13 protein-coding genes are annotated in these 14,704 nt (G+C 31.8%); 3 read left to right on the top strand and 10 right to left on the bottom strand.

The annotated features are described in order from the left end of the window. Positions 1 to 49: 49 nt before the first annotated feature. The 3 genes from COL3_RS02530 to COL3_RS02520 all read right to left on the bottom strand — a co-directional run bounded on the left by COL3_RS02530 (position 50) and on the right by COL3_RS02520 (position 3,317). On the bottom strand, positions 50 to 1,102 hold the full coding sequence (locus COL3_RS02530) for an acyltransferase family protein (RefSeq protein WP_008423416.1): 1,053 nt from the start codon (positions 1,100 to 1,102) through the stop codon (positions 50 to 52). A 126-nt stretch (positions 1,103 to 1,228) separates the two neighbouring features. Next, positions 1,229 to 1,651: a helix-turn-helix transcriptional regulator gene (locus COL3_RS02525; protein WP_008423414.1), complete on the bottom strand. Its 423-nt coding sequence runs from the start codon at positions 1,649 to 1,651 to the stop codon at positions 1,229 to 1,231. A gap of 214 nt (positions 1,652 to 1,865) precedes the next feature. Beyond that, complete coding sequence (locus COL3_RS02520) at positions 1,866 to 3,317, bottom strand: MFS transporter (protein ID WP_008423412.1); 1,452 nt, start codon at positions 3,315 to 3,317, stop codon at positions 1,866 to 1,868. A gap of 182 nt (positions 3,318 to 3,499) precedes the next feature. On the opposite strand from COL3_RS02520, the gene COL3_RS02515 reads away from it, so the two are divergent. Next, positions 3,500 to 4,372, top strand: coding sequence for a LysR family transcriptional regulator (locus COL3_RS02515; RefSeq protein WP_008423410.1), 873 nt, complete (start codon positions 3,500 to 3,502; stop codon positions 4,370 to 4,372). A 109-nt stretch (positions 4,373 to 4,481) separates the two neighbouring features. Here COL3_RS02515 and COL3_RS02510 read toward each other — a convergent pair whose 3' ends face one another. The 3 genes from COL3_RS02510 to COL3_RS02500 all read right to left on the bottom strand — a co-directional run bounded on the left by COL3_RS02510 (position 4,482) and on the right by COL3_RS02500 (position 6,513). Beyond that, positions 4,482 to 4,967, bottom strand: coding sequence for a DUF2087 domain-containing protein (locus COL3_RS02510; protein ID WP_008423407.1), 486 nt, complete (start codon positions 4,965 to 4,967; stop codon positions 4,482 to 4,484). Positions 4,968 to 4,979: 12 nt separating this feature from the next. Beyond that, positions 4,980 to 5,741 carry a DUF2087 domain-containing protein gene (locus COL3_RS02505; RefSeq protein WP_008423405.1) on the bottom strand — a complete coding sequence of 254 codons (762 nt, stop codon included), beginning with the start codon at positions 5,739 to 5,741 and terminating at the stop codon, positions 4,980 to 4,982. A 238-nt stretch (positions 5,742 to 5,979) separates the two neighbouring features. After that, complete coding sequence (locus COL3_RS02500; protein WP_008423403.1) at positions 5,980 to 6,513, bottom strand: glutathione peroxidase; 534 nt, start codon at positions 6,511 to 6,513, stop codon at positions 5,980 to 5,982. A gap of 698 nt (positions 6,514 to 7,211) precedes the next feature. On the opposite strand from COL3_RS02500, the gene COL3_RS02490 reads away from it, so the two are divergent. Then, positions 7,212 to 8,606: a DUF4317 domain-containing protein gene (locus COL3_RS02490; protein ID WP_008423399.1), complete on the top strand. Its 1,395-nt coding sequence runs from the start codon at positions 7,212 to 7,214 to the stop codon at positions 8,604 to 8,606. A 149-nt stretch (positions 8,607 to 8,755) separates the two neighbouring features. Here the strand turns inward: COL3_RS02490 and ppsA are convergent, their stop codons facing one another. Continuing rightward, complete coding sequence (ppsA, locus tag COL3_RS02485; RefSeq protein ID WP_008423396.1) at positions 8,756 to 11,368, bottom strand: phosphoenolpyruvate synthase; 2,613 nt, start codon at positions 11,366 to 11,368, stop codon at positions 8,756 to 8,758. 230 nt (positions 11,369 to 11,598) lie between these two features. Here ppsA and thpR point away from each other — a divergent pair, with 230 nt between their 5' ends. Beyond that, the gene (thpR, locus tag COL3_RS02480) at positions 11,599 to 12,141 is read left to right on the top strand and encodes an RNA 2',3'-cyclic phosphodiesterase (RefSeq protein WP_008423394.1); all 543 of its coding nucleotides are present in this window, start codon (positions 11,599 to 11,601) and stop codon (positions 12,139 to 12,141) included. 223 nt (positions 12,142 to 12,364) lie between these two features. On the opposite strand, the gene COL3_RS02475 is transcribed toward thpR, so the two are convergent. The 3 genes from COL3_RS02475 to COL3_RS02465 form a co-directional block, all read right to left on the bottom strand. Next, complete coding sequence (locus tag COL3_RS02475) at positions 12,365 to 12,739, bottom strand: DUF956 family protein (protein ID WP_008423391.1); 375 nt, start codon at positions 12,737 to 12,739, stop codon at positions 12,365 to 12,367. 199 nt (positions 12,740 to 12,938) lie between these two features. Continuing rightward, positions 12,939 to 13,850, bottom strand: a complete 912-nt coding sequence (locus tag COL3_RS02470) for a PTS system mannose/fructose/sorbose family transporter subunit IID (RefSeq protein ID WP_008423389.1) — start codon at positions 13,848 to 13,850, stop codon at positions 12,939 to 12,941. A 19-nt stretch (positions 13,851 to 13,869) separates the two neighbouring features. Beyond that, on the bottom strand, positions 13,870 to 14,676 hold the full coding sequence (locus COL3_RS02465; RefSeq protein WP_008423388.1) for a PTS mannose/fructose/sorbose transporter subunit IIC: 807 nt from the start codon (positions 14,674 to 14,676) through the stop codon (positions 13,870 to 13,872). Positions 14,677 to 14,704 lie beyond the last annotated feature (28 nt).

The raw sequence follows: 14,704 nt of genomic DNA, 5'->3' as shown, positions 1-14,704 counted from the left end.
TCCCATATATATGCTGAACAATTAATTACTTATACTTAAGCTTTTTATATTATTTTCTTCTTATGCCAAATAAAAATCTGATTCCAGGAATTCTATAAACTACTTCAGATATAATAGTTGTTACCGCAAACGACAATATTAATACAAGTATATAATTAAGAATTATCGGAAGTTTTAAATAAGTGACTATATAGTAAGCAATAATATTCATAGGCAGATAGTGAAATATATAGATCAAGAAACTTCTGCTACTTATATATTTTGTAAATCTATTAGAGTAGTTAAAATAGGCTTTAAAGTTCCCAATAACTGCAAGCATCATGATCCATCCATAAAGAAATACAAGATAATTATTTATTACTGTTAAATCAGAAAAATTCTTTCCCCAAAATCTCTGAATTTCAATAATAAATAATATAGCGGCAGCTACTAATAAGATAACATTATGCTTTTCTAATTCTTCTTGCACTTTATCATGAGAAAACACAAAATACCCTAATAAAAATAGAATTATAAATAATCCATTACGAAATGTATACATAAAATTAAAAATCTGTGCAAATCCAAGACATGGTATATATAAGAAAAGTAAAATCCATATATTGGCTTTGCCGCCTAGTATCAATAATTTATCTCTTCTATCTAAAGATTTTACAAGGAGAAAAATCATTGATATTATAAACATTTCTATTAAAAACCATAGCGGGCCCATTCCGCTTGCCATTAAAATTAATCCTATAATTACTTTAGGCAGTGAAGCGATTCCTGACCATCCATTTACATTAAAAGTAAATATTCCTACAAAAGGTGCAATTATCAGCATGCTGATTAAGAATGGTATAAGAAGCTTATTAACACGTTCTATTAGAAACTGTTTATTGGTACGCTTATTTAAAGAATATCTTGCACTCATTCCTCCAATTAAAAACATACATGGCATAAACCATGGATACACAAAGTAAGCAAAAACATCTAATACTGGAATTCCTGGTGCATTAAAGTTTACCAAAACTCCTGTACTATTAAAAATGCAAACTACATGATGTATTACTACTAGAATAATAATTACCCATCTTATATTATCAATGTAATGTTCTCTCATTTTTATCCTCCATTATCTAATAAATTTGATTGTCTATCAGTGCCTACGATAATTAACCAAGTTATAAAGTAATGGATAATAACAAATTCATAATTATAATGTTCAATATTAAATGTAACTTTAAATTTAGTCACTTAATTTTGAGCATTCTGAAAGAAATTTCATAAACTCATTTTCACACATGAGAGCGAGTCCACCTTCCAATTCATCTCCCAACATAAGCAGACTGTCTCCAGCCTTAATGCTAAATATCTGTCGTGCTTTTTCTGGAATAACAACACACCCGTTTTCATCAACTTTTACAATTCCAAAGATGTGCTTTCCCCTTGGAGGGATGCCCGTGCTATTTTTTTCATCAGAATAATTCACTAGATTATCTAAAGTTACATCATATAATTCTGCCAAAGCTGCACAACTATTAATATCTGGTGTACTTTCTCCATTTTCCCATTTTGCTACAGTTTGACGTGATACATTTATTTCTTCGGCTACCTGCTCCTGAGAAAGCTTAAATCTTTTTCTCAATACTTTTAAATTTGTTTTAAGCATTCCTTTATATCTCCTCTCAATTTTATCTCTTTAATATTTATAATACCACCAATCATAATTAACATAAATTGTTATAGTTTCTTAACATTTTGATATCATTATAAAAAAACGCAAAATCCAATGTACGGATTTTGCTAGTTCCATGTTGAGGCGATAGCAGCCTTTAAAATTTATTAACCATTGAAAAAGATAGTTAGTAATGTATGATTGTAAGTTATACAATGTCCACCCTTTCCCCAACATTATTTTTCTTTTTTGAATATAAAAGAATTAAACTTAGTATTAGTGCAACTGCAAAGAAAATAGTAAAAAATCTAAAACTAGAATCTATTGAACTAACTAAATTACCATTTATACTTAAATTATTTAAACTTCCTATTCCTACAATTGCCTTAGAAACTATATCTGAAGGTATAATTACTTCTATTGTTAATATTGCTAATGTCTGACTTAAAGCTTTACCAATATTCATAATTGTATAATGCATTCCCGATGCTGCTCCGGTTTGCTCCCTAGGCACTGCTGATAATACAGTTTTCGCCAACGATGGCCAGGCTATGCTATTAGCTGTTGATAATAATATTAATGGTATAATTACAGATGAAATTGATAATTCTTCACCAAGATTTCCAAGCATGAATATCCCTACAATGAGAAATATAATTCCAAATGAAAGAGTTTTTAAAGCTCCAATATAATCTACAAGTTTCCCTGCAAACGGACCAAGCACAAGCTGTGGCACAGATAATGAAATCATTAATAGACCTGATATAGTAGGAGTTAAATGAAGTACACTTTGCAAATATATGCTTAATAATAAAGGTAATGAAAAATATGCAATACAGTAACATAAAGTAATTCCAAGTCCAATTGAATAATTTCTATATGAAAGCAAATTGAAGTTGAACAATGGATTATCTACATGTAATTCTGTAATTATAAATGCAACCCATAGTATAACTGCGATTATTGATAATCCTAAAGTTTTATACGATAACCATCCAAATGATTGTCCTTCTGAAAGTACTATCATTGTTGATATCAATCCTAAGCTAAATGTTAATATACCAATCCAGTCATTTTTTTGTTTACTATTAAGATTTGTCTCCTCCATTACTAAAGCAGCTCCAATTATACAAATAAGCACAAAAGGTATTGTTATGAGAAATATTGAACGCCATCCAAACTGGGTAATTAAAGCACCGCCAACTACAGGTCCTACTATTGCTCCAATAACCCATGAAGTAGCATTAATGCTTAAAGCTAGCCCAAGCTGGCTGCTAGGAAATGTCTTAACTATAGTTGGAGTTGCAGTTGCCATAGCTAAAGCAGCACCTGCTCCTTGAACTAGCCTATATATATTTAAAGTTAATCCTGAACCTGCAATTCCACAAAGTATTGTACCAAATGCAAAAATTATAAGTCCTAACATGAAAATACGCTTTACTCCCACTGTATCCGCCCACTTTCCAGCAGGTAATATCAACACTGTACTCGCAATAATATAGCCTGTAATTATCCATAATCCAGATGTTACCGAAATATTTAATCCTTCCATTATCTTAGGCAAACCTATTATCACTATAGTTGAATCCAAATTAGTAATAAATGAAACTAATGTAACAACAAATAAGATGCTCCATTTGTGTGATTTAAAATTTTTCATATATTCTCCTTCTATATAAATGGAATAAATTTTCGATTACAAATAAAACTTTATATAGTTTATCCCATCGAAGCCACTTAATTTTATTTTCTACGTATAGTTTACACGAGGTTATATATCATGTAAAATGATTATATTAGATATAAACATTCGTTTTTATTGATATATATTGAGGTGCATAAATGGAAAGTAATGAATTAAGAATTTTCAGAGCTGTTGCTCAAACAGGCAGTATAACAAAGGCGGCTCAAACCTTAGGCTATGTTCAGTCCAATGTCTCGGCTAGAATTCAGCAATTGGAATATGATCTAAAGACACAATTATTTTATAGGCAGCGTGGTATGATATTAACTCCTGCAGGTGAAAAATTATTAGCTTATGCTGAGAAAATCATTTATTTACTAGATGAAGCCGATAAGGCGATAAATGATTCCAGTGATCCTTCTGGAAGCTTATCAATTGGCGCTGTTCATACAGTATCAGCTATCCGTCTGCCTGAAATCTTAGCACAATACCATAGAGCTTATCCAAAGGTTGATTTATCTCTAATAACAAGTCAATCCGATGAACTTATTTATAAGATAAAGCACTTCCAGCTAGATGGTGCTTTTGTCAAAACGCCTTCTCTTAGTGATGAAAATATTGTTAGTGAACTTGTATTTGAAGAAACTTTAGTACTCATTTCAAATCCTAAATACGCTAAAACGGAAGATTTATATTCCAAGCCCTTCTTAATGAGTACCATAGGATGCCCTAATAGAACACAACTTGAAAACTGGCTTAAATCTAAAGGAATTTATAATATTCGATATATGGAATTTAATAATTTGAATTCTATTATTGAAGGTGTTATTGCTGATCTCGGTGCATCTTTTGTTCCTAAATCCACTATTAAAGACTATGAGGATAAGGGACTTCTTAAATCATTTCCAGTACCTGAGAAATATAATACTACAAGAACATTTTTTATAAGGCGAAAGGCTTCTTTAATGACTAGCTCTCTTTCAAAGTTTATAGAAATGATTGAGCTAAACACATCATATAAGAGGGTTTAAAATCCCAGTTAGTAAAAAATAACCCACGAAATTAGATTTTCGTGGGCATTATTGTGTAGGCAAAACAAACTTTTAAAACCTACTATTATGCGTTTCTTTTATATGCTTATTAAATAGGTATGTTTTCATTTTCAAGTATTTGATGAATTTTATACTCATTCTCTGGATTATTCATACCGTTATCTTCAATGTTTTTTAAAATAAATTCCCCTTTATCAGTTAAGATATGATAGCGGATTGAACTCATGCCATTTTTGATTTTAATAATATTCAATATTGCACCAATATTATTGTTTTCTACTATCAATTTAGAAATCATAAGTTCTTCTTCTAAGCTATCATATTTTCTCCAGTATTTAGATCCATTCCTTGTACGTGATAACAACTTACTATCTACTAACCCTCTTCTTATTAAAAAATAATCCCCAAATGTGTGATAATTGTCAATTATATTGTTAACTTCTTTTTCAGTATAAAAACGATCGTATTCAAATTTACTTGCAATATATTCCAAAGCCTTAAATTTCAATTCGCGCTTTGAAGGCCAACTTTTTAATTTACCTGTACTATCGATAAAATTATTGATATTGCTCATATTTACACCTCCTTACCCTTTTAACCAATATTCTTTACAATCTTTTGTTCTTTCCATAAAGCCATATTGAATTAAATACCTTCTTATGGTTGCAATATCATCGTAAACTTGTTTTAATATTTCATTTACTTCTTTTTCAGAATATCTCTTATCTAACTCAAATAAAGTTGATATCTTCCTAAGCACGACTATTTTTCTTTTCTCTTTTGTAGGGAAAGATTTTAAATGTAATTCCCCTGATGAAACAAAGTATGTTTTGATTATTTGATCTTGTTCTAAATTTGTAACTTCATACCTTTCATCAACCATTGTTGCACCGTTGTGTAATTTAACAAACTCTTCTTTTGTGTCCCTCTCTAAGGATTTCTCAACTAATTCAAAAATAGCTAGATAAGCCTTTGCTTGTTTAGCTTTTTCTCTAAACATAAATCTTTGATGACGTATTGTAGCAGATGATAATCCATTTTTTTTAGCAATTTCATTATCAGTTAATCCGATGCAAAGATCGTTTAACAAACTCTTTTGATTATCTGTAATTCCTATATACTTTTTATCAAATCCTAATAGAATTTCAAGCATAGAACCATGTTTTTCTTTAACATGAAAAATCACTGCTTTTTGGGCTTCAAAAAATCTTCCATTAAACGGATAGACTTCACCTACTTCAAATATCTCCCCACAAATTAGACATTTATATATTCCTTTATCTAAGCTAAACGTATATCCATTTTTCATATCCTCAAAGTCAGCTTCTAAAATCAGTTTTTCATTCACACCAACAACACCCTTTATTTGTTTATCTATTATATAAACATATTAGCAAAACGTTTATAAAAAGTCAACAATCTAATCCATACATGGTTTAATTCTCCATTATAAAACGACAAGCGATGCTATACGTAACAATAAAAAATACGACCACCTGTAATTTCAATTTAAGCTGTATACAGATGATCGTAGTTTTTATGTTATATTAGATACTTAATTATTAAAATCTATATTATATGCTGGTTTACTTAAGTAATTCTTCAATCTTTTCTGAAATTTTCTCTGGTTCATATGTTGGAGCAAATCTCTCAACAACGTTACCTTCTTTATCTATAAGAAATTTAGTAAAATTCCATTTAATCTCGTCACCAGCAGTAGTAAATCCTTTTTCTTTAAGAAAGTTATATAGACCTTCCGATGCTTCATCTTCTACAGCCTTTGGTTCCTGTTCTCTTAAATATTTATATAGCTCGCTTGCATTTTCTCCATTTACATCAATTTTTGAGAATGTCTTAAAAGTTGTATTATATTTTAGTTGACAAAAGTTTACTATTTCTTCATCACTTCCTGGTGCTTGTTCAAAAAACTGATTACATGGAAAATCTAGTATTTCAAATCCTTTGTCTTTATATTTTTCATATATCTTTTGTAAGCCTTCATATTGTGGTGTATATCCACATCCAGTTGCAGTATTAACTATTAATAATACTTTCCCTTTATAATTTTCCAATGAAACTTCATTTCCGTTTACCTCTTTAACTTTAAAATCATAAATCATTTTAATCGCTCCTTTTATTTAATAATTCTTTTATATCATTTTTTATCTTTTCTGGCTTTTTTTATAGGCGTATATCGTTTTATAACCTTTCCCTCTTGATCTATAAGAAATTTAGTTAAATTCCATTTAATTGTCTTACTTTATATTCTTCCATCTTAATTTCTTTTCCATTCATCTTTATTGCACCATAATCATACAATTTCATACTTATATATCCTATTCAATTTAAATTAAGCAATCTATAATTTTTACAAATTTAATTTTACTCAATTAATATCCTTAAAAAACTTGCTTAAACAATATTTTATTAACCAAATAGTCTAAGCACTTCAATTACTAATTCTTATACGTTATATTTATTCATAGTCGTCATTTTAAATTTTGCAAAATTAAATTTTATAAAACCATTTTCTATACTAAGTATATTTTTATTTTTCTATTTTGTCAATAGCATATAAAATACTTTTTTCTTCAAAGGATTACTTTAATTATTATTACTGTCATTGAGATTTCTTTCTCCTTCCAATTAAATACATTTACTACTTGCAGAACTATAAGTTGAACACTATACTATATTAGGTAGCATATCCTTTATTATGTACTGTAGCACATTCAAAAACGAAAAAATTCATGGTAAATTTGGACATGTTATTTTTCTAATGTGCTTAACTAAAATCCATTAAATGAGAGGGCTGTTTATGAACAAGAAAGAGATATTAGAATTAAAAAGACGATTAAAAAAGGACGAGTGTACATTTACCAGAATGTGTGGCTGCTATGTAGATGGCCAGAAAAATATTGTTTTAAAAATTAAAGAAACTTTTTTGAACCTAGAAGAAGATGTCTTCTTTAAATATCTAGAGATTGCTAATAAAACATTATCAGGAACAGTTGGAAATAACCTTCTAGAACTTAACTTTCCTCTTGATGAAGAAAATGTAGGCGGCAGACAACTTTCTCTATTGGAACTAAAGAAAAGCAGATTAAAAGATGATGCTTTACTTGATGATTTCTATAAATTAATTATTGACAGTTACGACTATACGGGTAATTTTCTGATACTTATTTTTCACGATGCTTATGATGTAATGACAAAAACTACAGATAATCTGAAATTAGACGAATCGGAAGAAGTATATGAATATCTATTATGTGCAATATGTCCAGTATCACTTTCAAAACCAGGCCTTGGATACATTGAAGATGAAAATAGAATTGGAGCACGTATTAGAGATTGGGTAGTTGGCCCCCCTGATCTAGGATTTGTATTTCCAGCTTTTACAGACCGTAGTACTGATATTCATTCTATTATGTACTATACAAAGGATGCAAAAGATCCTCATCCAGAATTTATGGAAGAAGCTTTAGGCTGTAGTTCAAAGCAAACAGCTACTGAGCAGAAAGAAGCCTTCCATACTATTATTCATAAAGCCGTTGGCGGTGATGATGAAAAATCTGAGCACTTCTTCATGGAAATTCAAGAAACACTTAATAATATAGTAGATGACCATAAAACTGTTAATGGAAAAAACGCTGAACCTATAGTTTTGACTAACGATAATATTCAAGATATTCTAATTGAAAGCGGCATTCCTGAAGAAATACTCACAAAAATCGAGAAATCTTATACAAGAGAATTTGGTGATACACCTCCAGTAGTAGAGAATTTAATAGATAAAAAAGCCCTGGCAGCAAATGAACAAAGAAAAAAGGAAGAACGCCTTGAAAAGAAAGTAAAAATATTAGAAGAGAGACTTGAAAAAACTAAACAAGAAGCTGCATTAGATTTAGAAAAGGAAACAGCTTTGAACTCAGATGTTGATATTACGTTAGAAGTAGATTCTGAAGCTATATTAGAAACTGAGACTAATATCATGTTAGAAGCAGATATTAATGCTAGTTTAGAACAAGTTTCTGACCATGAAATAGAAGCTAGTGATGATACTACTCCAAGCTATGATATTGTGCTTCAAGTAAAACCTCAGAAAGTAGCTCAAATAAAATCTCAAATAATTGACGGGAAAAAGTGCATTATTATTCCTGTGGATGATGATGAACAAGCTAAAGTAAATGGTGTTAATGCCTTGCTTTAATTTATTATGAAACATATCCTTCCATTATTTTCACTAAGAATTTGATTACAAAAAGCTAATATCTATAATTATTATGGATATTAGCTTTTTATTAATCTAATAAATTCTCAATACTTTATTTCTCCTGTTCCATAAATATTTACTAAAATTTATACGATTTCTACATATCCTTCTGTTCCATTCACACGAATTAGCTGCCCATCTTTTATCAGTTTGGTAGCATTTTCTACTCCGACAACTGCTGGTAATCCATATTCACGTGCGATAACTGCTCCATGAGTCATGAGTCCTCCAACTTCGGTGACTAAGCCTTTTGCGGATACAAACAATGGTGTCCAGCTAGGGTCAGTAAAAGAGGTTACTAATATATCACCATCCTCTAGATCAGCATCTTCCATATTTAAAATGACACGTGCTCTTCCTTCTATAACTCCAGAAGAAACAGGTAAACCTGCAATAGCACCAGCCGGAAGATTTTCTCGTTTGTATTTACCTGTAATTATTTCACCATCGGAGGTCATAACACGTGGTGGTGTTAATTTTTCATTTAATATGTGCTCGTCTTTTCGCTTCCCTATAATATCATAATCAAGTTTATTGGTGCGTACTACTTCGCGAAGTTCTTCTAACGTAAGGTAGTAAATATCTTCTTTTTCATGAATAACGCCATCTTGTACGAGTCGTTCCGCTTCTTTCATTAAAGCTTTCTTATAAACAAAATAGCGGCAAATCATGCCGTATTTTGGGTATTCACGGTAACCTATAAAATTCCTGATCAAGTCGATATTTCGCTTTGTTTCTTTGGCTTTTTGTTCACCATCCGGTAACTCTCTCAAGCGACTTAATAATTCTTGTTCTTTATTCAAAGCTTCCTGTCGTCCCTGCTCAAATTTCCTTTTACCAGCATTAGGCTCAAAGTTCTTGATATTGCTTAAAATCATAGGGACAAGTGTAATTGGTTTTTCGCTGAAGCGAGTTCTAGTAATATCGATTTCTCCGCTGCATCGCATTCCAAATTTCCTAAGATAAGACAATATTGCATCCCGAGTTTCCTTTCCACCATGAAACTTAATCACTTCATCTAAAAAGTTATCATCCTTTACATGTTGCAAAAAATCAACTATTTCCGGATAAGGACGTATCACATCTGCCACATCCATTAGTTCTAGGCCCATTTCCGAAGTAATATTGTTAGGTACAGATTGAGAAATTATATCAGCTGCATTTTTTTCCCCTAGCCAATCGTTCATCTTTTCGTTGATCCAAAGTGAAGCATTTATTGCAGCCATAAATGCAGATGTACTTTGCGGATCAAATAAAATCCTCTTTAACTCATTTGTATCTTCTAGAATAAAATCAATTAAAGCTACTCCTGATGACCTTTGGATTTTTTGTTTTAACTCCTCTATGGATGATTGACTCTTCTTAATCAGCTCTGAAACGATTTTCGGATCCAATTCCTTTTGTGGCTCTGAAATTGCAGCGGATATACTTTTATTGCTTTTAAGGTCACTGTGTTCCTCTTTATCATTTGGTAAACATTTTATGAAATCTCGATCTATTATTGTCATAATTGCATCTTCTGTAAGCGGTTCGAGTTGTCTCATATTATTTAATAAGGTTTTTCTGCCATCTGACGAAGCCAGCATTGGTGCCACATCAACAAATAACCTTCCACCAGCTTTAAACCATCGGCCAAAAGATATTAACTCCTTTAAAGACATTCCGAGTGGCTTCAAAGGATCGGTCATCATTTGTTGATGCCCTACAGATAAATAGACATGTTTTTCTCCATCATTCGCTTCGGGGACTGGATATAAAGTAGTGATTGGTCGGCTCTGAACAATATAAAATGCATCATCAACCAAACACCATTCTATGTCTTGTGGACATCCAAAATGCTCTTCAATCTTTCTGCCCATATGCGTAAGTCTCAAAATCTGTTCATCCGTCAATACTTGCCTATTTTGCATTTCATTCTCAATCTCCAACTCTTTGGTACCACCATCTTTTAAAGCATAGATCCCTAGCTTCTTAGTGGATATTTTCTTATCTACAATTTTATCATTGCGTACTCTATAATTATCAGCATTCACTAATCCAGAAACCAAGGCCTCTCCTAGCCCGAAACTTGCATCAATGGATACCACTTTTCTATTACAAGTAACAGGATCAGCAGTGAACAAAATTCCTGCCGCCTTAGGGAATACCATCTTCTGAACAACCACGGAAAGGTGAACTTTATTGTGGTCAAATCCGTTTTGAATACGATAAATTACTGCTCTCTCTGTAAACAGTGATGCCAAGCACTTTCTGATATGATTTAAGATTGATTCCTTTCCAATAATATTTAAATACGTATCCTGCTGACCTGCAAAAGAAGCTGTCGGCAAGTCCTCTGCAGTTGCACTAGAACGTACAGCATAGGAATCTTTTTCACCAAGTTTGGATATGAATCCAGTAATCTCTTCGCTAATTGCTTCAGGTATAGTTATCCCTTCAATGACCTTGCGAATCTTACTGCTAAGTTCTCTGATTTTTTCTATGTCTTCTACCCTAAAATGCGATAATTCATCTAATAAACCTTTAAGTTCTTCATTATTTCCAGTTATCTTTTTATATGCTTCTGTGGTAACGCAAAAACCTTCTGGTACTAGAATTTCAGTAAGAATAGATAATTCCCCCAAATTAGCACCCTTTCCTCCAACCATGGAAATCCTTGTTTTATTAATTTCCTGAAAGCTAAGCACATATGAATTCATAAATATTCCCCTTCCTCTTTTTTAGATACGAATGACGCAATTCTCTACGAAGTGATTCTGTTCCTATGATACACACAATGAGCACAAATTATAAGCCTGTTATTTAAAAATTTCATATGATATAATAAAGTTGAGGGAAGTAATATACCCCTCTAATAATCCGTTCTAACACTAACGGCAAAGAGGTTAAAATTAATACAAAATGATTCCACAGATAAGGAAGAGAGAACTTGCGAGTATATATTGCTATAGATTTTGAAGATGACATTAAGGATTATTTTGATAAAATAACATCATATATAAAAAATTATTGTATTGAAGGCAGTTTTACAGAAAAAAATAACTTTCATTTAACAATTCGGTTCATAGGAGAAGCTGATGATCTTCAGATCTCCAAATTAAAGGAAGTGCTAGATAGAGCAGTTTTAAAGATAAGTCCTTTTGAATTATTAGTAAATAACTTAGGTATTTTTAAAAGAAAAAAGACAAATATTTTATGGATTGGAATAGAAGAAAATGCTATTCTTTATGAACTTTATAATGAACTTTCCTCGCTATTAAAAGAATGGAAGATACCATTTTATGATAAACTTTTTATGCCCCATATTACTTTAGGGCGAAGGGTGTTATTTTATGAGCATGTTAAAGATTTAAATAACTCAATTCAATTTAAAAGAATTACTATTCCAGTAAAAGCAATTACCTTAATGGCTAGTAAAGAAGTGAATGGAAAACTAAGCGGTGTACCGATTTATCAAGTTAACCTAAAATAATTATGCTAATGAGCCTGTGAAAAAATCAATAAATAAATATTTTTCTTCATTACTATCTCCTTTGTATCAAAAAATTACAAGTACAAAAAGGAACTTACTACAGAAAAGAGCAAGTTCCTTAGTTTTTTGTTTAATAAAAAATTAGATTAATTGTGCTGAATTGCAATCTAGAAGCTCCACCTGAAAAGTTTCACTTTATACACATTATAACATTTTTTGTTGATTAACTCTTCTTAAATATCGACTTCACTGCTCGTTTCACCACATCAAAAAAACTTAACGAATAGACCATACGATTTGGATCAACATAATTTCTAACTGTACGAAGTACTTTTTTTGCTTCTTTAGAAGAAAAAGTATATGTACCATTTTTCTTCGTCCTGATTGCATATCGTGGAATCCACTTTCCTTTAAACAATACGGATGCAATGACATAGTCAACTTCTTCCCAAGGAATTTGAATAAATTTACGATAATCACGAGAATTATAGAACTCAAAACCTTTGTCGCCAATCATAATCTTACCATAATCTGCAACCCCCGTAAAAGCTGTTGCATCAATTGCTAGATCCACCTTTGTATTGAGTGATTCAACCATCTAATCTACCTCTTTTCTAATTATACACATATTTATTTTTATTATATATTTTACATATAATTATATCAATTATTCAAAAGTCCATTAAAAATAATACATATTTTATTAGTATCATAAAAATTGTTTTTTTCACTTTACTTTAACTACTTTACATGTTAACAAAAGCCCAGGCTAAAAGCCTAGGCTAAGTAAGAAAATGTTACATTAAACCGATTAAGTGGAAAACAATACCGATTGCGAATAACCCAAGAATTATGATAATTGGAGATACTTTCTTCTTAAGCAACCACATGCAAAGAAGTGTAATTAATAATCCCATAAATCCAGGAATTAATGAATCTAAGTTGTTTTGTAATGTTGTAACCTTAGTATCAGTTAATGACATACCAGATGCTTGTTGTAATAGAGCTTGCTTAATACCTTCTGCTCCTTGAGGAAGTTTGCTCCAATCTATGAAGGCACCATCACTTAACTTAACAGATGATACTACTGGTGCAAATTTAACAGATACCCATCTGTTAACCAATGATCCTAAGATGAACATACCAAGGATTGATGCTCCTTTTGTAATATCTTGTAACATACTACCTGATAAATCATCACTAATACGAGATCCTGCTTTGTAACCAAATTCTTGTGTATACCACATGAATCCCATACGGATGATATTCCAAGCCAAGAAGAAGATAATTGGTCCTAGGATGTTACCAGCTAGAGCAAGTGAAGCAGCTAATGCTCCTAAAATTGGTCTTACAGTAAACCAGAAAACTGGATCTCCAATACCAGCTAAAGGACCCATCATACCAATTTTAACACCTTGAATAGTTACATCATCGATTGGTGCACCATTTGCACGTTCTTCTTCTAAAGCTAATGTTACACCGATAACTGGTGAAGCAACATATGGATGAGTGTTAAAGAACTCTAAGTGACGTTCTAGAGCTGCTGCTCTATCTTCTTTAGTCTTATATAATTTTTTGATTGCTGGAATCATTGCATATGCCCAACCACCATTTTGCATTCTTTCATAGTTCCAAGAACCTTGAAGGAAAAATGAACGGAACCAAACAGAAATACGGTCTCTTTTTGATAATTTTAATTCTTTTGACATTTTCGTTTCCTCTCCCTTCTTAGTATCTATCAATTAGATCCCCTAAAGGATCACCAGTATTTGAACTTCCACCATTGCCTGAACCACCTTGTTTGCTAAGTGCTAAGTAAGCAAGGGCTATAGCTACACCTATTGCACCAAGTCCGATAAGTGTGATTTGTGAAACAGTTGCTAATACAAAACCAATTGCAAAGAATGGCCATACTTCTTTTGTAGCCATCATGTTGATTACCATTGCGTAACCAACAGCTACTACCATTCCACCACCAATTGCTAAACCACCTGTTAACCAAGCAGGCATAGCAGCAAGTAATGCACCAATTGGACCAGCACCGATTGCTAATACTAAACCTGCTGGGATCGCAATACGTACACCTTGTAAACAAATAGCAGCGATTTGCCACATTTCAATAGCTCTGATATTTCCTTCTTTAGCAGCAGCGTCCATAAAATGTACAAACGCTGTAGCAATAGTACGGCAGATAATTGTTAATAATAATCCTGCAACAGCTAGAGGAACAGCAATAGCGATTGCTGAAGCAACTCCTGCTTCACCTTGACCTCCAAGAACTAAAATGATTGCAGATGCAACAGCTGCAAGCGCTGCATCAGGTGCTACAGCAGCACCGATATTTGCCCAACCTAAGGCAATCATTTGAAGAGTACCACCTAAGATTAAGCATGGTAATAAATTACCTGTAACTAAGCCGATTAACGTACAAGCAATTATCGGTTGATGAAATTGGAATTCATCTAAGATACCTTCTACACCAGCTAGAAATGCTATTAAAATGACTAATATAACTTGAACTATATTTAAAGTCATGGTTATTAATCCTCCTTTTTCTCTAAAT

Source organism: Clostridium sp. LS (genome assembly GCF_002760435.1).
GTDB lineage: Bacteria > Bacillota > Clostridia > Clostridiales > Clostridiaceae > Clostridium.
Note: the sequence above shows the minus strand (reverse complement) of the source record. Positions and strands in the feature narration are given on the sequence as shown.

Bases quoted from the DNA above. Each gene is read 5' to 3' on its own strand.
- COL3_RS02530 (WP_008423416.1), bottom strand. From the start codon at position 1,102: ATGAGAGAACATTACATTGATAATATAAGATGGGTAATTATTATTCTA.
- COL3_RS02525 (WP_008423414.1), bottom strand. From the start codon at position 1,651: ATGCTTAAAACAAATTTAAAAGTATTGAGAAAAAGATTTAAGCTTTCT.
- COL3_RS02520 (WP_008423412.1), bottom strand. From the start codon at position 3,317: ATGAAAAATTTTAAATCACACAAATGGAGCATCTTATTTGTTGTTACA.
- COL3_RS02515 (WP_008423410.1), top strand. From the start codon at position 3,500: ATGGAAAGTAATGAATTAAGAATTTTCAGAGCTGTTGCTCAAACAGGC.
- COL3_RS02510 (WP_008423407.1), bottom strand. From the start codon at position 4,967: ATGAGCAATATCAATAATTTTATCGATAGTACAGGTAAATTAAAAAGT.
- COL3_RS02500 (WP_008423403.1), bottom strand. From the start codon at position 6,513: ATGATTTATGATTTTAAAGTTAAAGAGGTAAACGGAAATGAAGTTTCA.
- COL3_RS02490 (WP_008423399.1), top strand. From the start codon at position 7,212: ATGAACAAGAAAGAGATATTAGAATTAAAAAGACGATTAAAAAAGGAC.
- ppsA (WP_008423396.1), bottom strand. From the start codon at position 11,368: ATGAATTCATATGTGCTTAGCTTTCAGGAAATTAATAAAACAAGGATT.
- COL3_RS02475 (WP_008423391.1), bottom strand. From the start codon at position 12,739: ATGGTTGAATCACTCAATACAAAGGTGGATCTAGCAATTGATGCAACA.
- COL3_RS02470 (WP_008423389.1), bottom strand. From the start codon at position 13,850: ATGTCAAAAGAATTAAAATTATCAAAAAGAGACCGTATTTCTGTTTGG.
- COL3_RS02465 (WP_008423388.1), bottom strand. From the start codon at position 14,676: ATGACTTTAAATATAGTTCAAGTTATATTAGTCATTTTAATAGCATTT.